This window comes from Streptomyces sp. KLMMK, from assembly GCF_036961605.1.
Classification (GTDB): Bacteria; Actinomycetota; Actinomycetes; order Streptomycetales; family Streptomycetaceae; genus Streptomyces; species Streptomyces telluris.
Genome location: NZ_JBAMDC010000050.1, coordinates 1 through 22283, shown reverse-complemented (window position 1 = coordinate 22283; position 22283 = coordinate 1). Strand labels below are relative to the sequence as shown.

Here is a 22283-nt window from a genome sequence, read left to right as displayed (position 1 = left end):
GAATGTCATGACACGCCTCGGCGAATCCGTCGCCCGCGCCGGTGAGCTCCTCGCGCAGGACCTCTCCTCCGACCAGACCGTCCAGCGGCTGCTCCAGGAGACGGGCTCGCGGCGCTATCTCGATCTGACGGATCTGTCGGCGAAGGAGCAGGCCGAGCTGATCGCCGCCCGCACCGTCGAGGTGCTGCCGGGCGTGGACAAGCTGGCCGAGCGCATCGAGGAGCGGCGCGCGGCGGGCAAGGGCCTGCAGCTCAAGCTGGGCATCGACCCGACGGCGGCCGACGTCCACCTGGGCCACGCCGTGCCGATGATCATCCTCAGCCGCTTCCAGCGCATGGGCCACGACGTCACCCTCCTCATCGGTGACTTCACGGCCAAGATCGGCGACCCGACGGGCCGCACGGCCGAGCGCCCGCCCCTGACCGACGAGGACATCGCGAAGAACCTCGCGGGCTACCGCGAGCAGGTCCGCCCGTTCTTCGACTTCGAGAAGGTCACGTTCGTCCAGAACAGCACCTGGCTGGCCCCGTACACCTTCCCGGAGCTGCTCGGTCTGCTCTCGCAGGTGCCGGTCTCGCAGCTGCTGCAGCGCGAGGACTTCCGCAACCGGCTGGCGGCCGGCTCGGGGCTGACGATGTCGGAGCTGCTGTACCCGATCGCCCAGGGCCTGGACTCGGTCGCACTGGACTGCGACGTCGAGCTGGGCGGCGCCGACCAGCTGCTGAACCTGCAGATGGGCCGCAAGCTCATGGAGCTGAAGGGCCAGAAGCCGCAGCTCGTCGTCACCATGCCGCTGATCGAGGGCACGGACGGCACGGGCGCGAAGATGTCCAAGTCCAAGGGCAACTACGTGGGCCTGTCGGCCACGGCCGACGACGTCTTCGGCAAGATCATGTCGGTTCCGGACCGGCTGATGGAGCCGTACCTGAAGGCCTGGACCGAGTGGACGGACGAGGAGATCGCCCTCGCGCTGTCCCGGGTCGAGGAGCGCTCGCTGCACCCGATGGACCTCAAGAAGATCCTCGCGGGCGAGGTCGTGGCCGCGCTGTACGGGATCGAGGCGGCGATGGCGGCCCGGGCCGGGTTCGTCGCGCAGTTCTCGAAGAAGAGCTTCTCCGACGTGGAGACGCCCGTGGTGGAGCTCTCGGAGCACGGCGACTCGCCGGCGACGGCCGTGCTCAGCCAGGTCCTGGGCTTCCAGCCGTCCGCCTCGGCGGCCCGCCGGGTCGCCAAGCAGAACGGCCTGCGCCTGGTGGTCGAGACGGACGGCGGCCAGGAGGCCGTCGTGCTGGCCGAGGCCGATGCGATCCGCCCGCTGGGCGAGGTCGTGACGGAGACGGTGGCCAAGGTCGCCGGGGCCGGGCGGGTCTACCTCAAGGCCGGCCGGAAGATCGCCGAGCTGCGGTAGGGCGGTAGGGCTCACCGCCCGAAGCCGAAGGCTGCCGAAGGCCCGGGGCGGTCCGTGCGCGCAATGCGCGCGGGCCGCCCCGAGGCGTTGTCGCGCCCGTTACGCCGCGTGTCTCCCGCCGCTCTTGTTGCCGCGTACTGCGACCCACAGCCGGTCGCCGATGCCGACCACGAGGACCGCGCCCGCCAGCTGCAGCAGGTGCCGGCCCCAGTCGACGCCCTTGGTCTCGTTGATGCCGAGCCCGGTGGCGGCCCAGTTGCCGAGCAGGCTGCCGATCATGCCCAGGACGATCGTCAACCAGAGGGGGATCTGCTGTTTGCCCGGCAGGATCGCCTTGGCGATCAGGCCCAGGACAAGTCCGACGATGATGGCCCACAACCAGCTCATGTCGCCTCCTCAGCGGCGCGATGTGCCGTGCCCCGCCATTCTGGGGCCACTCTCCGTACGGCGCACGCCGGAGCCGTCCCTCCGCCGCGCTGCGGCCGCGGAGTACGCAGCCGCAGGTCGGAGCGGGGACGACGGGGGACCCGCTCTCGTACCCGGCGGCCACGCGGCGTAACGTGGAGGGTGTCCCGCCTCAGGGCGTGCGGGCACGGCGGATCAGGTGGTGGAACGTGATGCGGAAGCAGGGCGGTACGGCGGTCTTCAGGATCACCGGCGCCCGTCAGGGGCTGGCCGAGGACGTGCGCGGCCGCCAGCGCCGCTACGTCATCTCGATGCTGATCCGCACCCTGTCGGTGGTGCTCACCGTGGTGCTGTGGAACGTCGAGCGCTATGTGGCAGTGGGCACGCTGATCCTGGGTGCCCTGCTGCCCTACGTGGCGGTGGTGATCGCCAACGCGGGCCGGGAGAACGCCCCTTCACTCCCCGGTACGTTCATACCGGCACCGACGCGGCCGGTGCTGATGCCCGCTCCGGGCGAGCAGAGGGCGGAATCCGACCCGGAAGCCGCCCGTGGCCCCGAGGGCGATCAAGGGCGTGACCACGGCTGATGCCCCGCGGGGGCACGGCGGCCGTGGCGCGCTCGGCAAAGCTCAAGAAAACCTCAGATCAATCATGTGGTTTCAGTGCCGCGCGCCGGGCACCCCGTGACATACTTCCTAAGCGCTCCGCATCCCCCGTCGGAGCGACAGACCGACGCCGGGCGGCTCCCCCCGTGGCTGCCCGGCGTCGCCGTGTCTGCACGCGGTTCGTAGAGTCAGGGGTGTGAATTCCCCCGATGACGCCGTGATCTGTTCCGCCAAGGGCTGCCGCGCCCCCGCCGTGTGGGTGCTGGCGTGGAACAACCCCAAGCTGCACACGCCCGACCGCCGCAAGACGTGGCTCGCGTGCGACGAGCACCGCGAGCACCTGTCCAACTTCCTCGGCCTGCGGGGCTTCCTCAAGGACGTGGTGACGCTGGCGGAGTGGGAGGCCTCTCCGCACGCGTAGCACGCGGTGCCGGGCCCCCGCGGGATCCCGCGGGAGCCGGCAGGCTCCGGCGGGGCTCAGCCGCCGATCGCCGACATGGGCCGCTGCGGCTGCAGGAAGGACGGGTCGTCCAGGCCCGACCCCGCCTTCTTCCCGTGCATCGCCCGCTTCCACCGCCCGGCTATCTCCTCGTCCGTGGCCCCGGAGCGCAGCGCCGCGCGCAGGTCGGACTCCTCTCGCGCGAACAGGCAGTTGCGGATCTGCCCGTCGGCGGTGAGGCGGGTGCGGTCGCAGGCGCCGCAGAAGGGCCGGGTGACGGAGGCGATGACGCCGACGCGGCCGGGCCCGCCGTCGACGAGCCAGCGTTCGGCCGGGGCGGCGCCGCGCTCGCCTGCGCCTTCGGGGGTGAGGTCGAAGCGGGTGGCCAGGCGCGCCAGGATGTCCGCCGCGGTGATCATGCCGTCGCGGCGCCAGCCGTGCTGGGCGTCGAGCGGCATCTGCTCGATGAAGCGCAGTTCGTAGCCATGGCCGAGGGCCCAGGCCAGCAGGTCGGGGGCCTCGTCGTCGTTGAGGCCGGGCATCAGCACGGCGTTGATCTTGACGGGGGCGAGCCCGGCGGCGCGGGCGGCGGCGAGGCCGTCGAGGACGTCCTGGTGGCGCTTGCGGCGGGTCAGCTTCTGGAAGACGTCGGGGCGCAGGGTGTCGAGGGAGACGTTGACCCTGTCGAGGCCGGCGTCGGCCAGGGCCGTCGCGGTGCGCGCGAGGCCGATGCCGTTGGTGGTGAGGGAGATCCGCGGGCGCGGCCGCAGGGCGGCGCAGCGCTCGACCAGGGAGACGAGGCCGGGGCGCAGCAGGGGCTCACCGCCGGTGAAGCGGACCTCGGTGATGCCGAGGGAGGTCACGGCGATGCGGATCAGGCGGACGATCTCGTCGTCGGTGAGCAGGTCCGGCTTGGCGAGCCACTGGAGGCCCTCTTCGGGCATGCAGTAGGTGCAGCGCAGGTTGCAGCGGTCGGTCAGGGAGACACGGAGGTCGGTGGCGACGCGACCGTAGGTGTCGATGAGCACGCTGCGCCTCCTGCGGACTGGGCTTGAACGTTCGTTCGCTGTCCGCAGCGTACGTGATGGGCGGTGACGGCGGGGCTTCCCGGACCGGGCCGGCCGGGCGCCGAGCGGGCTCACCGGCCCGTCCGGCGCCGCGGCGGGGCGGCGTCAGTGCGCGCCGTGGCCCGTGAGGGAGCGGACCTCGAGCTCGGCGTACTTCGCGTCCGCGTCCGGCTGCGGCTTGGACAGCAGCGAGCCGAGCCAGCCCAGCAGGAAGCCGAGCGGGATGGAGACCAGGCCGGGGTTGCCGAGGGGGAAGAAGTCGAAGCTCATCCCGGGGAAGAGCGCCTTCTCGTTGCCGGAGACGACCGGGGAGAAGATCACCAGGCCGACGGAGGAGATCAGCCCTCCGTAGATCGACCACAGGGCCCCTTGGGTGGTGAAGCGCTTCCAGAAGAGGCTGTAGAGGATCGTGGGGAGGTTGGCGGAGGCCGCGACGGCGAAGGCGAGGGCCACCACGGCGGCGGCGTTCAGCCGGTGGGCGAAGATGCTCAGCAGGATGGCGACCGCGCCGATGACGACGGCGGCGCACTTGGCGGTGAGGAGTTCCTCCTTCTCGCTGGTCCTGCCCTTACGGATGACGTTGGCCCACAGGTCGTGCGCGAAGGAGGCCGAGGAGGCGAGCGTGAGGCCCGCGACCACCGCGAGGATCGTCGCGAAGGCGACGGCGGAGATCACGGCGAGGAGGATCGCGCCGCCGGTGGATCCGGCGCCGCCGCCGACCTCCCGGGCGAGCAGCGGGGCCGCGGTGTTCCCCGAGGGGTCCGAGGCGGTGATGGACTTCGAGCCGACGAGGGCGGCGGCGCCGAAGCCCAGGGCGATGGTCATCAGGTAGAAGGCGCCGATGATGCCGATGGCCCAGTTCACGGACTTGCGGGCGGCCTTGGCGGTGGGCACGGTGTAGAAGCGGATGAGGATGTGCGGCAGGCCGGCGGTGCCCAGGACGAGGGCGAGGCCGAGCGAGATGAAGTTCAGCTTGGTGGTGCCGTCCTTGCCGTACTGCAGGCCCGGTTCGAGGAAGGCCTTGCCCTTGCCGCTCTCCTCGGCGGCGCGCCCGAGGAGGGTGGAGACGTTCCAGCCGACCTTGTTGAGCACGAGGACGGTGATGAGCAGGGTGCCCAGGATGAGCAGGACCGCCTTGACGATCTGCACCCACGTGGTGCCCTTCATCCCGCCGATGGTCACGTAGAGGACCATCACCAGGCCGACCAGGGCGATGATCCAGCGCCGCGAGCTCTCGCCCGAGGCCCCGAGCAGGAGCGCCACGAGGGCGCCCGCGCCGATCATCTGCGCGAGCAGGTAGAAGATCGAGACGACGATGGTGGAGGTGCCGGCGGCGGTGCGCACGGGGCGCTGCTTGAGCCGGTAGGCGAGCGCGTCGGCCATGGTGAAGCGGCCGGAGTTGCGCAGCGGTTCGGCGACGAGCAGCAGGGCGACCAGCCAGGCGACGAGGAAGCCGATGGAGTAGAGGAATCCGTCGTAGCCGAAGAGGGCGATGGCGCCGGCGATGCCGAGGAAGGACGCGGCGGACATGTAGTCGCCGGAGATGGCGAGGCCGTTCTGGAAGCCGGTGAAGGAGCGGCCGCCGGCGTAGAAGTCGGTGGCGTCCTTGGTCTGCCGCCCGGCCCAGACGGTGATGGCGAGGGTGGCGGCGACGAAGACGGAGAACAGCGTGATGATCAGGGTGCGGTGCTCGCTCGCGGCGGCGGCCGCGAGGGGGAGGCCCGACTGCAGGGCGCTGGTCATGACGGTCATTCCCCCGCTTCCAGACGGGCCCGCAGGGCCTCGGCCTTGGGATCGAGCTTCGCGGCCGCGTGCCGCGAGTACCACCAGGCGATCAGGAAGGTGGTGAGGAACTGGGCCAGCCCCAGGACGAACGCCACGTTGATGTTGCCCGCGACCGCGGTGCCCATGAAATCGCCCGCGTAGTTCGAGAGCAGGACGTACAGCAGATACCAGGAAACAAAGGCGATGGTGAGCGGAAAGGCGAACGAACGCTGTGTGCGGCGCAGTTCGCCGAATTCCGCGCTCGACTGCAGTGTGCTGAAACGATCGTTCCCGGCCGCGGGCGGGGCGGCCTCGGTGGTCGACGGGCCGTCGGGCTCGTCCGGCCCCTGTGTGGTGGTTGGTGCGGTGTCCACGGTCTCTCCTGACAAGGGGGGTGTGAGGCGCGAGCCGATGGCTTGTGATCCGGATCACGCATCGTAGAGGCAGGTCGCAGTATGGCGACAGGGGGGAGGTGCGGAATTCGGCGGCAGCTGCAGGCGGGGGCGACACCGCCCGCCCGCGGTGTCGTTGACCCTGGTGTGAGCGATGCGCCTCCTCCCACCCCGCCGTCCCCCGGTCGACGACCGTTCGGGATCGTCAGGTTGACGGCGCCCATAGCGGCGGTGACGACCGGCCGGTCCGTCCCCCTCCCGAGAGCGGGGCGGTGGTACGGGCCCCGGGTGCCCCTTCCGCCGCTGAGCATCGACGGGCTGCGCGACGGCGATCTCACGCCCTGACGCAGGCCCCCTTCCGGGGTTTTCCCGGCGGGTTTCCGGGAGGCTTTCCGCAAGGGTTTTTCCGGAGGGAGAGGTTCCGAACTACCCCCGCATCTGCGCCATTTGTTGCCGGGTCATGGCCGCTCAGGGCGTTTGTTCCGGAATGCATTGCCCGGTGCCATGATCGGCGCTAGCTTCACTCGTCATGTACCCGCCCGCGCGCGACCTGTGCTCCGGCGGTTTTCGGATGATGTGGAGAACCCATGGCTCCTCTGCGTTCAAGACGGCACGCCCTGCTGGCCGTTCCCGTCGGTCTCGCCCTCACCGCCTCGCTCGGCCTCCTGCCCGGCGTGGCCGCCGCCGCCCCGCAGCCCGAGCCCCGGGCGAAGACGGCCGCCACGGACGGCCCCCTCCTGTCGTACGTGGTGAACACCGCCACCGACCGGGCCACCCTCGCCAAGGTGAAGAAGGCCGTCGCCCAAGCCGACGGCAGCATCGTGGAGACCTACGGGCGGATAGGCGTGATCGTCGCCCACTCCAAGAACCCCGGCTTCGCCGCCGCGTTGCGCGCGGTCCCCGGCGTGCAGTCGGCGGGCGCCACCCGCACCGCGCCGATCGCCCCGGCCGGCACCACCGACGTCGGCAAGCCCGAGAAGGTGAAGCTGCCCAAGGGCAGCGCGGCGGCGGCCGCCCGTCAGCAGGCCGGCGGCGCCGAGCCGCTGGAGGACCTGCAGTGGGACCTCCCCGCCATCAAGGCCGACCAGGCCGCGAAGATCAACCCGGGCAGCCGCAAGGTCACCGTCGGCGTCATCGACACCGGCGTGGACGACACCCACCCGGACCTCGCCCCCAACTTCTCCCGGAGCCAGTCGGCGAGCTGCGTCACCGGCAAGGCCGACACCAGCCCCGGCGCGTGGCGGCCGTACGACCCGGCGGAGGACTACCACGGCACGCACGTCGCCGGGACGATAGCCGCGGCCCGCAACGGCGTCGGTGTCGCGGGCGTCGCCCCGAACGTCAAGGTCTCGGGCATCAAGGTGTCGAACAGGAGCAGCTTCTTCTACGCGGAGAGCGTGGTCTGCGCGTTCGTCTTCGCCGCCGAGCACGACATAGCGGTGACGAACAACAGCTACTACGTCGACCCGTGGATGTTCAACTGCGCCGACGACCCGGACCAGAAGGCCATATCCGAGTCGGTCGCCCGCGCCACGAAGTACGCCCAGGACAAGGGCACCGTCAACGTCGCCTCGGCCGGCAACTCCAACTTCGACCTGGCGGCCAAGGAGATCACCGACGCCTCCAGCCCCAACGACCACGGCAGGCCGGCCGAGAAGCGCAAGATCGACCCCTCGGTCTGCCTCGACGTCCCCGCCCAGCTGCCCGGCGTGGTCACCGTCTCGTCGACCGGCGTGAAGTCGGCGAAGGCCTACTACTCCAACTACGGCCTGAACCAGGTCGACGTGGCGGCCCCCGGCGGCGACAAGTACCAGGTCCCGGACCTGCCCGCCAAGGACGGCCGCATCCTCTCCACGCTGCCCGGCGGCGACTGGGGCTACCTCCAGGGGACCTCGATGGCCGGCCCGCACGTGGCCGGCGTGGCGGCGCTGCTGAAGAGCGCGCACCCCAAGTCGTCCCCGCAGGAGATCCAGTGGCTCCTCAAGGCGCAGGCCGACAACCCCGGCTGCCCCACCGGCCCCTACGACGGTGACGGCGACGGCAAGGCCGACGCCGTCTGCACCGGCAACAAGAACGTCAACGGCTTCTACGGCTTCGGCATCGTCGACGCCCTGGACGCGGTGCGCTGACGCTCGCGTTCGCCGGAGGAGGGGCCGGGCGGGCGCCCGGCCCCTTCCGCGCTGCGGAGGAGCCCCTCGGCGAGCAGGACCTGCGCGCCGAGATAGGTGAGCATGATCCAGAACTGGGCGGCGGGCGGCTGGGGCCAGTCGGCGACGCCGGTGGCGATCAGGGTGTCCGACACGACGAACAGCGCGCCGCCCGCCGCGGCGAGCGGCAGGGTGCGGGTCGCGTACAGCGCCATCGTGACGAGCAGCAGGCTGTAGAGCGCGACGGGCACCCGCAGCCCGGCCTCCAGGTCGGGCCAGAGCAGCACGACGGTGGCGAGCCAGGCCGCCCCGTAGCCGGCGGCCAGGCCGCGGGTGCGGGCGCCGCCGGGAGTGCCGTGCCGCGAGCACAGCACGAGGTAGCAGGCGTGCCCGGCGGCGAAGGACGCCATGCCGAGCAGGAACGGCACGTCGCCGCCGATCTGCAGGAGCGTGTCGCCCCCGCATCCGCACAGCAGCGCCACGACGAGCAGCCGGGGCCCGCCGCGCGCGATGACGCACGCCGCGAGCAGGGGCATCAGGGCGGGCTTGGTGACGAGCGCGACCGCGGACCCGGCCGGCAGGGCCCCGAGGTGCGCGAGGGCGACGGCGACGAAGAGGGCGGGCAGGGCGCGAGTGGCCCTCACGCGGCCTGCTCGTGGGCGGGTGCAGTTCCGGCGGCCGGGGTCCCGGCAGCCGTCGTCTCCTGCCCGGCGTTCGCCGTATCCCGTCCGGCAGCCGTCGCCTCCTGCCCTGCCTCTGCCGTGTCCCGCCCGGCAGCCGTCGCCTCCCGCCGCGCCGCCGGCTGCCAGCCGGGGCCCCGGAACACCCGTCCCAGCCGTTCCCGCCAGTCCCTCGCCGCGCGCAGGTCGCGGGCGATGGCGGCGTACTCGTGGGTGGCGACGCGCAGCGGGTTGTAGGTGCCGATGTTCTTGGTCAGCCCGTAGACGGGCCGCTCGCCCTCGGGGACGAAGGAGCCGAAGAGCCGGTCCCAGACGATGAGGATGCCGCCGAAGTTGCGGTCCAGGTAGCCGCCCTGCGAGGCGTGGTGGACCCGGTGGTGGGAGGCCGTGTTCAGGACGTACTCGAAGGGCCGGGGCAGCTTGCGCACCCGCTCGGTGTGCACCCAGAACTGGTAGACGAGGTTGGCGGACGAGCAGAAGGCCAGCGCGGCCGGGTGCACGCCCACGGCGATCATCGGCAGGTAGAAGGGCCACACGGTCAGCGTGGTCCAGGGCTGGCGCAGCGCGGTGGTGAGGTTGAACTTCCGGCTGGAGTGGTGCACCACGTGGCAGGCCCACAGGATCCTGATGACGTGGTGGCCGCGGTGCGACCAGTAGTAGAAGAAGTCCTGCGCCAGGAGCATCAGCGGGAGGGTCCACCACAGCACGGGGATGCGCAGCGGCGTGAGCTCGTAGAGCGCGGTGTAGACGGCGACGATCGGAATCTTCCACAGCGCGTCGAAGACGAGACTGCCGGCGCCCATTCCGATGCTGGTCGCCGCGTCCTTGACCTCGTAGCCCGCGTCGCCCGTCTCCTCGGCGGGATGCAGCCGGTAGCTCACCAGCTCCAGCACGGTGAGCAGGAGGAAGGCGGGTATGGACCACAGCACGACATCGGGAAGGTGCGGCATGGGCGCACGATAGGCACGTCATCAGCCGTGCCGCTAGGGGTAGTTACCCTTCGGTATCGAATTGTGTTACCCGGGGTTCGGCGTACGGGGGGAGGGCCCGTCAATGGCGTGGGGGTCTTCTCACCCGGGCATCTCGCGGTGCGGCCGGGGCGGGCGCGGGACCCGCCCCGGCCGTCGCCACCGCACCGCCCGCTCGCCTCACTGTCAGTACGCCCCCGTATTCTCTGTGACCATGCTCGAAGACCAGACCACCGCCGACACTCCCACTCCGTGGCCGTCCGCGTACCCCGAGGGGTACGCGGTCGTCGACGTGGAGACCACCGGGCTCGCGCGGGACGACCGGATAGTGTCGGCGGCGGTCTACCAGCTGGACGCCCGCGGGCAGGTCGAGGACCACTGGTACACGCTGGTCAACCCCGAGCGTGACCCCGGGCCCGTGTGGATCCACGGCCTGACGACCGCCGTCCTGTCCGGCGCACCGCTGTTCGCCGAGATCGCGGACGAGTTCGCGAAGCGGCTGGAGGGCCGGGTCCTGGTGGCGCACAACGCCGCCTTCGACTGGTCGATGATCGCCCGGGAGTACGCCCGCGCGCAGGCGACCGCGCCGGTGCGGCAGCGGCTGTGCACGATCGCGCTCTCCAAGGAGCTGCAGCTACCGCTGCCCAACCACAAGCTGGAGTCGCTCGCGGCGCACTACGGCGTCATGCAGCAGCGCGCCCACCACGCGCTCGACGACGCCCGCGTGCTGGCCGAGGCGTTCCGGCCGAGCCTGCACCTGGCAGCCAGGGCCGATCTGCGGCTTCCGCTGCTCGCCTGCCAGCCCCTGACCGAGTGGTCCGACGGCCCGGCAACTCCCCGCACTTCCGGACATATCGGGCATCAGCGCTCCTACGGCTCGTCCAACAGCTGGCGGCCCAGCCGTAAGCGGCCCGCCTGCCCGTACCCCAACCCCGGTCGGTACAAAGAGGGCGAACAGCTCATTCAGGGCATGCGGGTGGCCTTCTCGGGCGACACCTCCATCGACCGCGAGCTGCTGGAGGACCGCGCCATCGAGGCGGGGCTGCACATCGCCACCAGCGTCTCCCGGCTCACCAGCGTGCTGGTCACCAACGACCCGGACTCCCCCACGACCAAGACCACCAAGGCGCGCTCCTTCGGCACCCCGGTGATCGACGAGGCGGTCTTCGTCCAGCTGCTCTCGCACGTGATCCCGGCGCCCGGCGGGCAGCAGGGCTGACGGGGAGCGCCGGGCGGGGCACCCGATGGCTCCGGGGTAAACCGGGCCAGGTACCGTCAAATGCGTGTACCGCTTCCTGTTGTCCCGGCAGTGGGTGATCCTCACCCTCGTGGGGCTCGTACTCATCCCCGTGATGATCAAACTGGGCTTCTGGCAGTTCCACCGCCACGAGCACCGGGTCGCGCGCAACGACTTCGTCGCCCGCAGTCTCGCCGCCGACCCCGTGCCGGTCACCGAGCTGTCCGGGCCCGGCAAGGACGTCTCCGACGACGTCTGGCGCCAGGTCACCGCGAGCGGCACCTTCGACACCAAGGACGAGGTCGTCGTCCGGATGCGGACCAGCGCCGACGGCAAGTCCGGCTACATGGTCCTCACCCCCCTCCTGCTGGCGGACGGGCGGGCCGTGCTCGTCAACCGCGGCTGGATCCCCTCCACCGGCGACCTGACGAAGTTCCCCGAGGTCCCCGCCCCGCCCTCCGGCAAGGTCACCGTCACCGGCCGGCTGCGCGCCGACGAGACCGGCTCCAGCGGCATCAAGGACACCCGCGGCCTGCCACCCCGTCAGGTGATGCGCATCAACAGCGAGCGCCAGGCCGCCACGCTGCACCGCCCCGTCCTCGGCGGCTACCTCGAACTCACCGACCCCGACCCCGGCGACAAGGGCCCCGAGCCCGTGGCCGCCCCCGACCACGACAGCATCGGCCCGCACATGGCGTACGCCGTCCAGTGGTGGCTGTTCGCCGCCTTCGTGCCGGTCGGCTGGGTCGTCCTCGTCCGCCGCGAGCGCCGCGACCGCGCCGCCGAGGCCGCCGCCGGGACCGCGGACGCCACCGGCGCACAGCCCGCGGTCGCCCGTACAGCCGCCGCCCCGGAGTAGCCGCCCCGCACCGGGGGAAGACGCAGTCCGTGGCAGCACGCATCGAGGACTACGCGCTCATCGGCGACCTGCAGACCGCCGCCCTGGTCGGCCGCGACGGCTCGATCGACTGGCTCTGCCTGCCCCGCTTCGACTCGGCCGCCTGCTTCGCCGCCCTCCTGGGCGACGAGGACAACGGCCACTGGAGGCTGGCCCCCGCCGGCACCGGCCCCGGCACCCCCTGCACCCGCCGCGCCTACCTCGAGGACTCCCTCGTCCTCGAAACCCTCTGGGAAACGCCGTCCGGCACCGCCAAGGTCACCGACTTCATGCCCCAGCGCGACCGCGCCCCCGACGTCGTCCGCATCGTCGAGGGCGTCTCCGGCAGCGTCGAGATGCTCGGCGTCCTGCGCCTGCGCTTCGACTACGGCAGCGTCGTGCCGTGGATACGGCGCACCGACGGCCACCGCGTCGCCGTCGCCGGGCCCGACTCCACCTGGCTGCGCAGCGAGCCCCCCGTCAAGACCTACGGCCGCGACTTCAGCACCCGCTCCGAGTTCACCGTCTCCGCCGGCGACTCGGTCGCCTTCGTCCTCACCTGGCACCCCTCCCACCAGCCGCGCCCCGCCCTCGTCGACCCGCACGAGTCCCTGCGCCACAGCCTGGAGGACTGGCGCGAGTGGGCGGGCCGCTGCTCCTACCGCGGACCCCACCGGGAAGCCGTCGTCCGCTCCCTGATCACCCTCAAGGCGCTCACCTACGCCCCCACCGGTGGCATCGCCGCCGCCGCGACCACCTCCCTGCCCGAGGAGATCGGCGGCGTCCGCAACTGGGACTACCGCTACTGCTGGCTGCGCGACTCCACCCTCACCCTGGGCGCCCTGCTCTCCGCCGGCTACGCCGACGAGGCCGCCGCCTGGCGCTCCTGGCTCCTGCGCGCCGCCGCCGGCGACCCCGCCGACCTTCAGGTGATGTACGGCCTCGCCGGCGAGCGCCGGCTCCCCGAGACCGAACTCCCCTGGCTCCCCGGCTACGAGGGCTCCGCGCCCGTCCGCCTCGGCAACAGCGCCGTCAAACAGCTCCAGCTCGACGTCTACGGCGAGGTCATGGACTCCCTCCATGTCGCCCGCCGCTGGGACCTGCCGGCCAAGCCCCACGAGTGGAAGCTCCAGCGCTCCCTGATGGCGTACATCGAGGAGCACTGGCGCGAGCCCGACGAGGGCATCTGGGAGATCCGCAGCCCCCGCCGTCACTTCGTCCACTCCAAGGTCATGGCCTGGGTGGCCGCCGACCGCGCCGTCCGCGCCCTCGAAGCCGACCCCGAGCTGTCCGGCGACGCGGAGGGCTGGCGCGCCATGCGCGACAAGGTCCACCACGAGGTCTGCGAGCGGGGCTTCGACACCGAGCGCGGCACCTTCACCCAGTCCTACGGCTCCCGTGAGCTCGACGCCGCCGCGCTCCTCATCCCCCGCGTCGGGTTCCTCCCGCCCGACGACCCCCGTGTGACCGGCACGGTCGACGCGATCCGCCGCGAGCTGGACCACGGCGGCCTCGTCCGCCGCTACAGCTCCGACGGAAAGCCCATGGACGGCGTGCCCGGCAACGAGGGCGCGTTCCTGGCCTGTTCCTTCTGGCTGGCCGAGGCCCTGCACATGACCGGCCGCACCAAGGAGGCCCACGAGCTCTTCGAGCGCCTCCTCTCCCTGCGCAACGACGTCGGCCTCCTGGCCGAGGAGTACGACCCCGGCGCCGGGCGGCACCTCGGCAACTTCCCCCAGGCGTTCAGTCACATCGGCCTGGTCAACACCGCCCTGGCGCTCTTCCCTCCGCAAGACTGACCCCATGGATCTGGGACTGAAGGACCGCACGTACGTCCTCACCGGCGCGACCAGAGGCCTGGGCAACGCCACGGCCGGGGAACTCGTCGCCGACGGCGCGAAGGCCGTCATCACCGGCCGCACGGAGGAATCCGTACGCAAGGCCGCCGCAGCCCTGGGCCCCGACGCCCTCGGCGTGGCGGCCGACAACGCCGACCCCGCCACCCCGGACCGCGTGATCGCCGCGGCCCGCGACCACTTCGGCCGCTTCGACGGCATCCTCATCAGCGTGGGCGGCCCGCCGGCGGGAACCACGGCGGACGTCACCGACGACCAGTGGCGCAGAGCGGTCGACACGATCTTCCTGGGGGCGATCCACCTGGCCCGCACGGCGGCGGCCGCCCTCACGGAAGGAGGGGTGATCGCCTTCGTCCTCTCGGCATCGGTCCACGAACCGATCCCGGGCCTGACGGTCTCCAACGCCCTGCGCCCGGGCCTGGCGGGCTTCGCGAAATCCCTCTCGGCCGAACTGGGCCCGCGGGGCATCCGCGTGGTGGGCCTCCTCCCCCACCGCATCGACACCGACAGGGTCAGAGAGCTGGACGCCCTCTCGGACGACCCGCAGAGAACACGGCGGCACCACACGGCACAGATCCCCCTGGGCCGCTACGGCACCCCCGCCGAATTCGGCAAGGCGGCAGCCTTCCTGCTCTCCCCCGCGGCGTCCTACCTCACCGGCATCATGCTCCCGGTGGACGGCGGTGCGCACCACGGCTTCTGACCCCGCGGTCACCCCACCCGTTCGGCCCGGTGCCGGACGGCCCTCAACCGCACCTCCACCGGCAACCGCCCCACCCCCGCCGACACCCGCGCATGCTCCAGCGCCTCCCCGTCCAGCCGCGCCAGCGCCACCACCGGCGACGCGTGCGGCGCCAGCGTCAGCCCCACCCGCGCCTCCGGCGCCGTCCGCCGCCCGAGCAGCGCGACGAGCGCCCGCTCCACCCCCTCCAGCGCCTCGGCCTCCGCGCAGACCGCCTCCTCCAGCGCCCGCCCCCGCAGAACCGCCTCTTCGCCGTCCCCGCTGTCCACGACCAGCTCCCTCAGGCGCCGCCGCCTCACCTGCGCCAGCAACCACCACGCCGCCAGCAGGACCACCACGGCGAGCGCGGCGATGACCGCCGGCCACCACCACCCCTCGCCGCGCCACTTCACCTGCGCGGCCCGGCTCAGCAGCACGTCCCGCGGCCCGTCGAAAGGCCAGGCCGACGGCAGGGACAGCCCCCACCGCCGCCGCAGGTCGAGCGACCCGGCGAGGACCGCCGCGCCGCCCCCGGCCAGGACCAGCCCGGCGACTCCCACCAGCACCCGGTTGACGGCCTTCAGCACGGCCCCCACATCCTCACCGCTTCACCGGCCGGTTCACCCGCACCGAAACCCCGGGCTCATGCGCAAGCCCCAACTTCCGCACCCCCTCGGCGATCACCGCGTCCACATCCGCCCGTACGTCGTCCAGGTCCCGGAAGTGGGACTGTGCCCGCACCCGCACCCGGCGCCTGCCCACGCCGACCCGTACCGACTGCACACCCGCCACCTCCATGGCCCGGTCCCGCAGCACCAGCGCCGCGGCCCGCCGGTCGATGCCGGCCCTGAGGTCCGCGCGGTCGCGCCGCATCGGCAGGACGGACCGCAGCCCGGGCGTGACGGCCAGCACGACCAGCCACACGCCCACCACCACGGCCACACCGGCACAGGCGACGATCCACGCGTCCTCCAAAGGACGGGTGGCCAGCTCGCGCGCCAGCCTGCGCCGCCACCCCATGGCGGGCCGGTGCGCGCGGACGGCCGCCACGTCGTACAGGAGGACACCGGCCGCCCCCAGCACCACCGCGGCCACCAGAAACGCAGGCACGCGCCGCACCGACCAGAACCGCCGCGCAGGCGCCCGGACCGCGCCCGCGCCCCCGCCCGCACCCTCGTCCCCACGCGCCGCTTCCTCGCCCGCGCTCACCGCACCCGCTCCCGCCCCGCCGACACCGTGTGCACGGAGTGCAGCCGCTCCACACTGACCGCGACCTCCGGCACCTCCATCCCCGCGAGAGCCCGCACCCGCTCGGCGATCCGCCGCCGCACGGCACCGCACTGTGCCCCGATGTCCGAGGGATAGGCCAGCTCGACGGCGACCCGGACCCGCGCGACGTCGTCGTGCACGGTGACCGTGGCATGCGGCGGGGAGACCTCCGCGCCGGCCGTCGCAGCGCCCGTCGCAGGAGCACCCGCCGGTGCGCCTCTCGCCGGAGCGCCGCTCAGCGCCTCCCGCGCCGCCTGCGAAGCGATCTTCGCGACGACGCGGTCGGCGATCCGGGTCGCACCGCGCTCAGCGGCCTCCACCACCGGCCGTCACCCCCTTCGCACCGCTCGCACACCTCGCACCCGTCGTACCCGGCGCGGCGGTCCCGTACGTCACCGCCGCCGCCCCTCCCGGTCCCGGTCCCGGGGACGGAAGAACTCCCCCGGATCCAGGTCACCGTCCAGGAAGCGGCCCACCACGAACCCGACCGCGCCCAGGGCAGCCACGAGCAGAAAGGCTCCGAACCCGCCGAAGTACCCGGCGAACCCGAGCGCCAAGCCGGCGATCATGCCGACGACGGCCATGCTCATCCTGCGCTCCTCTACTGGAGCCTCGGCTCCGGCTCTTCCTCTTCCTCGTCGGGCAGTTTGACGTCGCTGACGGCGATGTTGACCTCGACGACTTCGAGGCCGGTCATGCGCTCCACCGCCGCGATGACGTTCTCCCGGACGGAGCGGGCGACCTCCGCGATGGCCACTCCGTAATCCACGACGATCTCCAGGTCGAGGGCCGTCTGGACCTCGCCGACCTCGGCCTTCACCCCACGGGCGACGGACCTGCCGCCCCCGGGCACCCGGTCGCGTACGGCGCCGAAGGTGCGGGAGAGGCCGCTGCCCATCGCGTGGACGCCGACGACGTCCCGCGCCGCGAGCCCGGCGATCTTCTCCACGACCCCGTCGGCGATGGTGGTGCGGCCACGGTCGGCCGGGGCGGTCGGAACGGTCTCCTTGCCGCTAACGGTCTCGCTCATCGTCCATTCGCCTCTTTCCCGTGAAAGGAAAACGTCATGGCTGACGCTGACGGGCTCCGTTTGCCACCTTAGGTGCGCTTCACCCGTACCGCTCGGGGGATCCGGGGGAAACGGCCGGAGCGGACCGCTGTCCGAGTGAGCCCTCCGTCCGGAACGCGCCGGGTGGGGCAGGCTGAAGGCGAGGGGGCGGCGAAGGCCTGCCCCACAGGGCTGAGGGGTGACCACGATGGCCGCGGACCAGTGGGCACAGACCGTACGGCGGCAGCTCGCCCTCGGCAGGCTGCTTCCCCTGGGCGGCGCGGCGGACGGCGCCTGGATCACGGAGTCGGCGGCCGTGGGCGTACTGCGCCGTGCGGCGCACGCCGCGCTCCCGGCGGTGCACCTGAACGCGGTCCGCATCGCCCTCACGAAGGCGGCCTCCCCACCAGCGGTGCCGCCGCCCCCGAGCGGGCTCCCGCCGGGGCCCCTGCGCATCGAAGCGGACTGCGCGACGACGGCGGACGTCCCGTTCCCGGAGACAGCGGCCCGGCTGCGGGCGGTGCTTGGGCGGGCCGCGGCGGAGCGGATCGGCCTGCGCGTGGAAGCGATCGACCTCAGGCTGACGGAACTGCTGGACGACAAGCCGCCCCGGGACGGGCGGGACGACACTGCCGCCGCGCCACGTCCGCCCCAGCCTCCACCGCCGGCCGGCGAGGACCCCCTGGCCCGGGCGGCCCTCTCCGTCCGGGGCGTCTCCCGCGCGACGCTGCGGTCCCGGGGCGGCGATCACGTCCAGGCGGACGTCGCCGTGACGGCGGAGCGCCGCGCACTGGATGTGGCGCGCGACGTCCGTGCGGCGGTGGCCCGGGCGTCCGCGCAGGTCGTACCGCCACCGTCGACGGCATCTGTCATGGTCACAACGATAGAATCCCCGCCTGTTTGATCAAGGCGGGGGCGCAGCGGCGCGGCATCCGGGCCTCCTCGGCGCAGTGGCGACGTTCGCCACCGCCCTCTCCGCCTGGGAGCTGTACGTCCTGCGCACCCGTCATCAGATCCGCATCCGCGGGGCGGTCGCCGCGTAAGCCCCGGATAAGCTTCCGCGGAAAAATCTTCACGAGGAACACAGGGGGAGAAAGAATCATGGCGCTGAGACAGTTGCTGGCGTTCGGCGGCAGCACCTGGCTGGGGGGCGTCCGCCACGCCCGCCGCCACGCCAACAGCATCTTCGCCACCGCCGGCCCCGGCCGCACCACCGACCCGTCCATAGGCCGGGTCCAGACGGCACGGGCCGTCGTCGGCGCCCTGACCACGTTCGGGCTGATATCCGTCTACGGCGTCGACGGCGGCTGGAGCGAGGTGTTCGAGGACGGGCTCACCAAGCTGTTCGTGGCGCCGCTGGTCCTGCTGCTCGTCGGCCCGCTCGTCATCGCCGGCTTCATCTGGTACGTGCCGCCGCAGCACCGACCGGTGCTGCGCTCACGGCTGCGCTACCCGCTCAAGGCCATCGGCTGGTACCTGGGCATCCCGCTCGGCACGATCGCCGGATACGCGATCGTGACCCTGCTGCTCAAGGCCACGCAGGGGATCTTCGCCGCCCAGGCGGTCATCTCCCTGTTCGTCCTCGTCGTGGCCCTGCCGTTCACGATCTGGGCGGCGGCCTTCCTGTTCTTCTCCTCCGGCGCCGCCGCCCGTTACGCCTTCAACACGGCCGATGTGCACGCCGCCCTGCCGGCCGTTCTCACGGCCGTCCTCGTGTGGGTGCTGAACATCGTCCAGCTCGGTGACGGCCTGCCGAACGGGCCGCTGGCGGTGCAGATAGCCGCCTTCCTCGGCGGACCGCTGTCCGTCACGGCCGTCTCCGTCTGGGAGCTGCACGTGCTGCGCACCCGCCACAACGTCCGCGTCCGCGGCTGAGACGCGGAGGGGGTTACTCCCCCAGCCCCGCCAGGTCCCGCAGGCGCCGCCCCTGGGCGGCGCGCTCGGCGGCGCGCTGGTCGTCGTACGTGCGTCCGGCCGCGCCGCGCAGCAGCGCCTTGGTCTCGACGACGGCGTCCCGCGGTGCGGCGAGGACGGCTGCGGCGAGGTCCTGGACGGCGGCGCCGAGCTCTTCCGCGGGCACGACCAGGTTGGCCAGGCCCGTGCGCTCGGCCTCCTCGGCGTGCACGAAGCGCCCGGTGGCGCAGATCTCGAGCGCGCGGGCGTAGCCGACGAGGGAGACCAGCGGCTGGGTGCCGCCCAGGTCGGGCACCAGGCCCAGGCTGGGCTCGCGCATGGCGAACTGCACGTCCTCGGCGCAGACCCGCAGGTCGCAGGCGAGGGCGAGCTGGAAGCCGGCGCCTATCGCATGGCCCTGGACGGCGGCGATGGAGACGATGTCGTTCCGCCGCCACCAGGTGAAGGCGGACTGGTACGCGGAGATCTCGGCGTCGAGCGCCTCTTCGGGGCCGCGGGCCAGGTCGAGGAACGAGGGCTCGCCCTCGAAGCCCTCGGGGGTGAAGGCCTGCCGGTCGAGACCGGCCGAGAAGGACTTGCCCTCCCCGCGCAGCACGACGATCCGCACGCTGCCCGGGAGCAGCCGTCCGGCTTCGGTCAGCGCCCGCCAGAGTACGGGCGACTGGGCATTGCGCTTGGCGGGGTTGGTGAGGGTGACGGTGGCCACCGCGTCATCCACGGTGAGCCGTACGCCGTCCTGGTCGAGCAGAGTCTTGGGGGTAGTCATCAGGGCCTCCGATCGGACTACTGCACAGTAGGTGACTGCACAGTAACCACCCGGTCGACTGCTCGACCGACCGGGTGGCACTGTCCACACTGTCGGTTGCCCTGGGGTGCGCGGGGCGTCAGGCCGAGGCGGCCTTCTTGCCGCGCGTCGCTCCGCCGCGACCCCGGAGGATCACGCCGGATTCACTGAGCATCCGGTGAACGAAGCCGTAGGAGCGGCCGGTCTCTTCGGCCAGCGCCCTGATGCTCGCACCGGAGTCGTACTTCTTCTTCAGGTCTGCCGCGAGCTTTTCGCGCGCGGCGCCGGTCACCCGGCTGCCCTTCTTCAGAGTCTCGGCCACCCGTGCCTCCTCATGGGAGATGCGCCTCTTGACTCTCATGATCACCCCTATACGGCCTCCTGGCCACCCATTCGACAAGGTCCATGAGAAGTCCGCGGGCTCCGGCGGCCCCGGATTCCGGCGTCGACGGGCCTTGGAACAGGAAATTCCGAGTGGGCGCGCTCGTACGACCGTACGGGTGGCGTAGCGAAGGGGCAGGTCAGACGGGGCACTCCCGCCCGGTGGTGCGAACGCCCCGGCGCATGACACTGGTCGTGCGCCGGGGCGGCGGTTGGCAGCGGGGTACGAGCCGCTCTCACTCAGATGAAGGATCACCCGTCGGCCGAATGATCGGGACGGCACCGATCACGCCCGGTACGGGGCGGGGGGTCAGGCGAGGGCGACCAGGTCCGCGTAGTCCGGGCCCCAGAGGTCCTCGACGCCGTCCGGCAGCAGGATGATCCGCTCCGGCTCGAGCGCGTCGACGGCGCCCTCGTCGTGGGTCACCAGCACCACCGCGCCCTTGTACGTGCGCAGCGCGCCGAGGATCTCCTCGCGGCTGGCCGGGTCGAGGTTGTTGGTGGGCTCGTCGAGCAGCAGCACATTGGCGGAGGAGACGACCAGGGTGGCCAGGGCCAGCCGGGTCTTCTCGCCGCCGGACAGCACGCCCGCGGGCTTGTCGACGTCGTCGCCGGAGAAGAGGAAGGAGCCCAGCGTCTTGCGGACCTCGACCAGGTCGAGGTCGGGCGCGGAGGAGCGCATGTTCTCCAGGACCGTGCGGTCCGGGTCGAGCGTCTCGTGCTCCTGCGCGTAGTAGCCGAGCTTGAGGCCGTGACCGGGGGTGACCTGGCCGGTGTCGGGCTTCTCGGCGCCGGCGAGCAGCCGCAGCAGCGTGGTCTTGCCCGCGCCGTTGAGGCCGAGGATGACCACGCGCGAGCCCTTGTCGATGGCCAGGTCGACGTCGGTGAAGATCTCCAGCGAACCGTAGGACTTCGACAGGCCCTCGGCCGTGAGCGGGGTCTTGCCGCACGGCGCGGGCTCCGGGAAGCGGAGCTTGGCGACCTTGTCGGAGACGCGGACCTCGTCCAGGCCCTTCAGCAGCCGCTCGGCGCGCTTGGCCATGTTCTGCGCGGCGACGGTCTTGGTGGCCTTGGCGCGCATCTTGTCGGCCTGCGAGTTGAGGGCGGCGGCCTTCTTCTCGGCGTTCTGGCGCTCGCGCTTGCGGCGCTTCTCGTCGGCCTCGCGCTGCTGCTGGTAGAGCTTCCAGCCCATGTTGTAGACGTCGATCTGCGAGCGGTTCGCGTCGAGGTAGAAGACCTTGTTCACGACGGTCTCGACGAGGTCGACGTCGTGGGAGATCACGATGAAGCCGCCGCGGTACGTCTTGAGGTAGTCCCGCAGCCAGGCGATGGAGTCGGCGTCGAGGTGGTTGGTGGGCTCGTCGAGCAGCAGCACGTCGGCGTCGGAGAAGAGGATCCGGGCCAGCTCGACGCGGCGGCGCTGACCACCGGAGAGGGTGTGCAGGGGCTGGCCGAGGATGCGGTCGGGCAGGCCGAGGGCGGCCGCGATGGTGGCGGCCTCCGCCTCGGCGGCGTAGCCGCCCTTGGTGAGGAACTCGGTCTCCAGGCGGGCGTACTTCTTCATCGCGTTGTCGCGGGTGGCGCCCTTGCCGTTGGCCATGCGGTCCTCGTTCTCGCGCATCTTGCGCAGGACGGAGTCGAGGCCGCGGGCGGAGAGGATGCGGTCGCGGGCGAGCACGTCGAGGTCGCCGGTGCGCGGGTCCTGCGGGAGGTAGCCGACCTCGCCGGAACGGCTGATCGTGCCGCCCGCGGGCATGCCCTCGCCGGCCAGGCACTTGGTGAGGGTGGTCTTGCCCGCGCCGTTGCGGCCCACGAGGCCGATGCGGTCGCCCTTCGCGATACGGAAGGAGGCGTTCTCGATGAGGATGCGGGCGCCGGCGCGCAGCTCGATGCCGGAGGCGGTGATCACGGGGATTACTCCAGGGCGTGGTGGACGGCGGTGGGGACGGGGGTGAACTCGGCAGCGCGCGTGCGGGCCCCTGCGGGCGCGCGGGCGACGGGCGGCCGGCGCCGTCTAATGCACGAGGAGGAATGCCATACCCATCAGTCTAACGGGGAAGCGCAACTCGCTTTCCGGGGCGCTTCCGGGTCCGCGGACCGGTCGCCGTACGGGTCAGGCGAAGGGGCGGTCCACGGAGAACGCTGCGATCCGGGACGTCCACGGGGTTCCGGGGGCGCAGTGGCGCGCGATCAGGAGGACGCCGGTGCGGCGGGCCGTACGGGAGGGGTCGAAGGCGCAGCCGGGCCCCGCTTCGCGGTGCCACCGGAGGCCGCCGTCGCCGAGCGCGTAGGTGGTGACCAGCCGCGGGGTGACGACGGCC

At 72.2% G+C, this 22283-nt stretch carries 24 protein-coding genes and 1 pseudogene; 10 read left to right on the top strand and 15 right to left on the bottom strand.

From position 1 onward, the window contains the following. Positions 1 to 7 precede the first annotated feature (7 nt). Positions 8 to 1408, top strand: coding sequence for a tyrosine--tRNA ligase (tyrS, locus tag V7793_RS11925; protein ID WP_336005482.1), 1401 nt, complete (start codon positions 8 to 10; stop codon positions 1406 to 1408). A gap of 99 nt (positions 1409 to 1507) precedes the next feature. Here tyrS and V7793_RS11920 read toward each other — a convergent pair whose 3' ends face one another. Continuing rightward, entirely contained in the window at positions 1508 to 1795 is a 288-nt protein-coding gene (locus V7793_RS11920) for a GlsB/YeaQ/YmgE family stress response membrane protein (protein WP_336005479.1), read from the bottom strand. A gap of 230 nt (positions 1796 to 2025) precedes the next feature. Between V7793_RS11920 and V7793_RS11915 the strand changes: the two genes are divergently transcribed. Beyond that, positions 2026 to 2400 carry a DUF3099 domain-containing protein gene (locus V7793_RS11915; RefSeq protein ID WP_336005500.1) on the top strand — a complete coding sequence of 125 codons (375 nt, stop codon included), beginning with the start codon at positions 2026 to 2028 and terminating at the stop codon, positions 2398 to 2400. Between the two features lie 214 nt (positions 2401 to 2614). Then, a complete protein-coding gene (locus V7793_RS11910) occupies positions 2615 to 2839 on the top strand; it encodes a hypothetical protein (protein ID WP_168091294.1) in 225 nt (74 codons plus the stop codon). A 56-nt stretch (positions 2840 to 2895) separates the two neighbouring features. Here V7793_RS11910 and moaA read toward each other — a convergent pair whose 3' ends face one another. The 3 genes from moaA to V7793_RS11895 form a co-directional block, all read right to left on the bottom strand. Then, on the bottom strand, positions 2896 to 3885 hold the full coding sequence (gene moaA / locus V7793_RS11905) for a GTP 3',8-cyclase MoaA (RefSeq protein WP_336005477.1): 990 nt from the start codon (positions 3883 to 3885) through the stop codon (positions 2896 to 2898). A 144-nt stretch (positions 3886 to 4029) separates the two neighbouring features. Next, complete coding sequence (locus tag V7793_RS11900; RefSeq protein WP_336005475.1) at positions 4030 to 5676, bottom strand: solute symporter family protein; 1647 nt, start codon at positions 5674 to 5676, stop codon at positions 4030 to 4032. Then, positions 5673 to 6062, bottom strand: a complete 390-nt coding sequence (locus tag V7793_RS11895; RefSeq protein ID WP_336005473.1) for a DUF485 domain-containing protein — start codon at positions 6060 to 6062, stop codon at positions 5673 to 5675. Before V7793_RS11895 ends, V7793_RS11900 begins: the two co-directional genes overlap by 4 nt. 605 nt (positions 6063 to 6667) lie before the next feature. On the opposite strand from V7793_RS11895, the gene V7793_RS11890 reads away from it, so the two are divergent. Continuing rightward, entirely contained in the window at positions 6668 to 8209 is a 1542-nt protein-coding gene (locus V7793_RS11890) for a S8 family peptidase (RefSeq protein WP_336005471.1), read from the top strand. Here V7793_RS11890 and V7793_RS11885 read toward each other — a convergent pair. Together V7793_RS11885 and V7793_RS11880 are read right to left on the bottom strand one after the other, a co-directional pair. Next, positions 8167 to 8871 (bottom strand): lysoplasmalogenase, encoded by a 705-nt coding sequence (locus V7793_RS11885; RefSeq protein ID WP_336005468.1) that lies wholly within the window; start codon positions 8869 to 8871, stop codon positions 8167 to 8169. The two genes, V7793_RS11890 and V7793_RS11885, sit on opposite strands and share 43 nt — an antisense overlap. Beyond that, positions 8868 to 9857, bottom strand: coding sequence for a sterol desaturase family protein (locus V7793_RS11880; protein WP_336005466.1), 990 nt, complete (start codon positions 9855 to 9857; stop codon positions 8868 to 8870). Before V7793_RS11880 ends, V7793_RS11885 begins: the two co-directional genes overlap by 4 nt. A 232-nt stretch (positions 9858 to 10089) precedes the next feature. Between V7793_RS11880 and V7793_RS11875 the strand changes: the two genes are divergently transcribed. The 4 genes from V7793_RS11875 to V7793_RS11860 all read left to right on the top strand — a co-directional run bounded on the left by V7793_RS11875 (position 10090) and on the right by V7793_RS11860 (position 14548). Then, positions 10090 to 11094: a DEDDh family exonuclease gene (locus V7793_RS11875; protein ID WP_336005464.1), complete on the top strand. Its 1005-nt coding sequence runs from the start codon at positions 10090 to 10092 to the stop codon at positions 11092 to 11094. A 64-nt stretch (positions 11095 to 11158) separates the two neighbouring features. Beyond that, positions 11159 to 11971, top strand: coding sequence for an SURF1 family cytochrome oxidase biogenesis protein (locus tag V7793_RS11870; RefSeq protein ID WP_336005462.1), 813 nt, complete (start codon positions 11159 to 11161; stop codon positions 11969 to 11971). Between the two features lie 29 nt (positions 11972 to 12000). After that, positions 12001 to 13788 (top strand): glycoside hydrolase family 15 protein, encoded by a 1788-nt coding sequence (locus V7793_RS11865; RefSeq protein ID WP_336005460.1) that lies wholly within the window; start codon positions 12001 to 12003, stop codon positions 13786 to 13788. A gap of 4 nt (positions 13789 to 13792) precedes the next feature. Beyond that, positions 13793 to 14548 carry an SDR family oxidoreductase gene (locus V7793_RS11860; RefSeq protein ID WP_336005457.1) on the top strand — a complete coding sequence of 252 codons (756 nt, stop codon included), beginning with the start codon at positions 13793 to 13795 and terminating at the stop codon, positions 14546 to 14548. 8 nt (positions 14549 to 14556) lie between these two features. Here the strand turns inward: V7793_RS11860 and amaP are convergent, their stop codons facing one another. The 5 genes from amaP to V7793_RS11835 form a co-directional block, all read right to left on the bottom strand. After that, entirely contained in the window at positions 14557 to 15162 is a 606-nt protein-coding gene (amaP, locus tag V7793_RS11855; protein ID WP_336005455.1) for an alkaline shock response membrane anchor protein AmaP, read from the bottom strand. A gap of 4 nt (positions 15163 to 15166) precedes the next feature. Further along, complete coding sequence (locus V7793_RS11850) at positions 15167 to 15775, bottom strand: DUF6286 domain-containing protein (protein WP_443057888.1); 609 nt, start codon at positions 15773 to 15775, stop codon at positions 15167 to 15169. Next, positions 15772 to 16155 carry an Asp23/Gls24 family envelope stress response protein gene (locus tag V7793_RS11845; RefSeq protein ID WP_336005498.1) on the bottom strand — a complete coding sequence of 128 codons (384 nt, stop codon included), beginning with the start codon at positions 16153 to 16155 and terminating at the stop codon, positions 15772 to 15774. Before V7793_RS11845 ends, V7793_RS11850 begins: the two co-directional genes overlap by 4 nt. A 72-nt stretch (positions 16156 to 16227) precedes the next feature. Beyond that, positions 16228 to 16425, bottom strand: a complete 198-nt coding sequence (locus V7793_RS11840) for a hypothetical protein (RefSeq protein ID WP_168091283.1) — start codon at positions 16423 to 16425, stop codon at positions 16228 to 16230. Positions 16426 to 16436: 11 nt separating this feature from the next. Further along, complete coding sequence (locus V7793_RS11835) at positions 16437 to 16865, bottom strand: Asp23/Gls24 family envelope stress response protein (RefSeq protein WP_336005452.1); 429 nt, start codon at positions 16863 to 16865, stop codon at positions 16437 to 16439. A gap of 226 nt (positions 16866 to 17091) precedes the next feature. Here V7793_RS11835 and V7793_RS11830 point away from each other — a divergent pair, with 226 nt between their 5' ends. Both V7793_RS11830 and V7793_RS11825 read left to right on the top strand, forming a co-directional pair. Continuing rightward, positions 17092 to 17787 (top strand): nucleopolyhedrovirus P10 family protein, encoded by a 696-nt coding sequence (locus V7793_RS11830; protein WP_336005448.1) that lies wholly within the window; start codon positions 17092 to 17094, stop codon positions 17785 to 17787. A gap of 197 nt (positions 17788 to 17984) precedes the next feature. Further along, on the top strand, positions 17985 to 18758 hold the full coding sequence (locus tag V7793_RS11825; RefSeq protein ID WP_336005445.1) for a hypothetical protein: 774 nt from the start codon (positions 17985 to 17987) through the stop codon (positions 18756 to 18758). A 13-nt stretch (positions 18759 to 18771) separates the two neighbouring features. Here the strand turns inward: V7793_RS11825 and V7793_RS11820 are convergent, their stop codons facing one another. From V7793_RS11820 to V7793_RS11805, 4 genes and pseudogenes are all read right to left on the bottom strand, one after another. After that, on the bottom strand, positions 18772 to 19563 hold the full coding sequence (locus V7793_RS11820; protein WP_336005442.1) for an enoyl-CoA hydratase/isomerase family protein: 792 nt from the start codon (positions 19561 to 19563) through the stop codon (positions 18772 to 18774). Positions 19564 to 19681: 118 nt separating this feature from the next. Beyond that, on the bottom strand, positions 19682 to 19903 hold the full coding sequence (locus V7793_RS11815) for a helix-turn-helix domain-containing protein (protein WP_030366669.1): 222 nt from the start codon (positions 19901 to 19903) through the stop codon (positions 19682 to 19684). A gap of 369 nt (positions 19904 to 20272) precedes the next feature. Continuing rightward, a complete protein-coding gene (locus V7793_RS11810; RefSeq protein WP_058044985.1) occupies positions 20273 to 21871 on the bottom strand; it encodes an ABC-F family ATP-binding cassette domain-containing protein in 1599 nt (532 codons plus the stop codon). Between the two features lie 204 nt (positions 21872 to 22075). Next, a pseudogene (locus V7793_RS11805) lies at positions 22076 to 22283 on the bottom strand (hypothetical protein); the annotation flags it as partial.

What these genes read in the sequence shown, in the direction of transcription:
- V7793_RS11830 (WP_336005448.1), top strand. Translation starts at nt 17,092, where the DNA reads ATGGCCGCGGACCAGTGGGCACAGACCGTACGGCGGCAGCTCGCCCTC.
- V7793_RS11875 (WP_336005464.1), top strand. Translation starts at nt 10,090, where the DNA reads ATGCTCGAAGACCAGACCACCGCCGACACTCCCACTCCGTGGCCGTCC.
- V7793_RS11825 (WP_336005445.1), top strand. Translation starts at nt 17,985, where the DNA reads ATGGCGCTGAGACAGTTGCTGGCGTTCGGCGGCAGCACCTGGCTGGGG.
- V7793_RS11820 (WP_336005442.1), bottom strand. Translation starts at nt 19,563, where the DNA reads ATGACTACCCCCAAGACTCTGCTCGACCAGGACGGCGTACGGCTCACC.
- V7793_RS11890 (WP_336005471.1), top strand. Translation starts at nt 6,668, where the DNA reads ATGGCTCCTCTGCGTTCAAGACGGCACGCCCTGCTGGCCGTTCCCGTC.
- V7793_RS11835 (WP_336005452.1), bottom strand. Translation starts at nt 16,865, where the DNA reads ATGAGCGAGACCGTTAGCGGCAAGGAGACCGTTCCGACCGCCCCGGCC.
- V7793_RS11880 (WP_336005466.1), bottom strand. Translation starts at nt 9,857, where the DNA reads ATGCCGCACCTTCCCGATGTCGTGCTGTGGTCCATACCCGCCTTCCTC.
- tyrS (WP_336005482.1), top strand. Translation starts at nt 8, where the DNA reads ATGACACGCCTCGGCGAATCCGTCGCCCGCGCCGGTGAGCTCCTCGCG.
- V7793_RS11900 (WP_336005475.1), bottom strand. Translation starts at nt 5,676, where the DNA reads ATGACCGTCATGACCAGCGCCCTGCAGTCGGGCCTCCCCCTCGCGGCC.
- V7793_RS11915 (WP_336005500.1), top strand. Translation starts at nt 2,026, where the DNA reads ATGCGGAAGCAGGGCGGTACGGCGGTCTTCAGGATCACCGGCGCCCGT.
- V7793_RS11920 (WP_336005479.1), bottom strand. Translation starts at nt 1,795, where the DNA reads ATGAGCTGGTTGTGGGCCATCATCGTCGGACTTGTCCTGGGCCTGATC.
- V7793_RS11840 (WP_168091283.1), bottom strand. Translation starts at nt 16,425, where the DNA reads ATGAGCATGGCCGTCGTCGGCATGATCGCCGGCTTGGCGCTCGGGTTC.
- V7793_RS11860 (WP_336005457.1), top strand. Translation starts at nt 13,793, where the DNA reads ATGGATCTGGGACTGAAGGACCGCACGTACGTCCTCACCGGCGCGACC.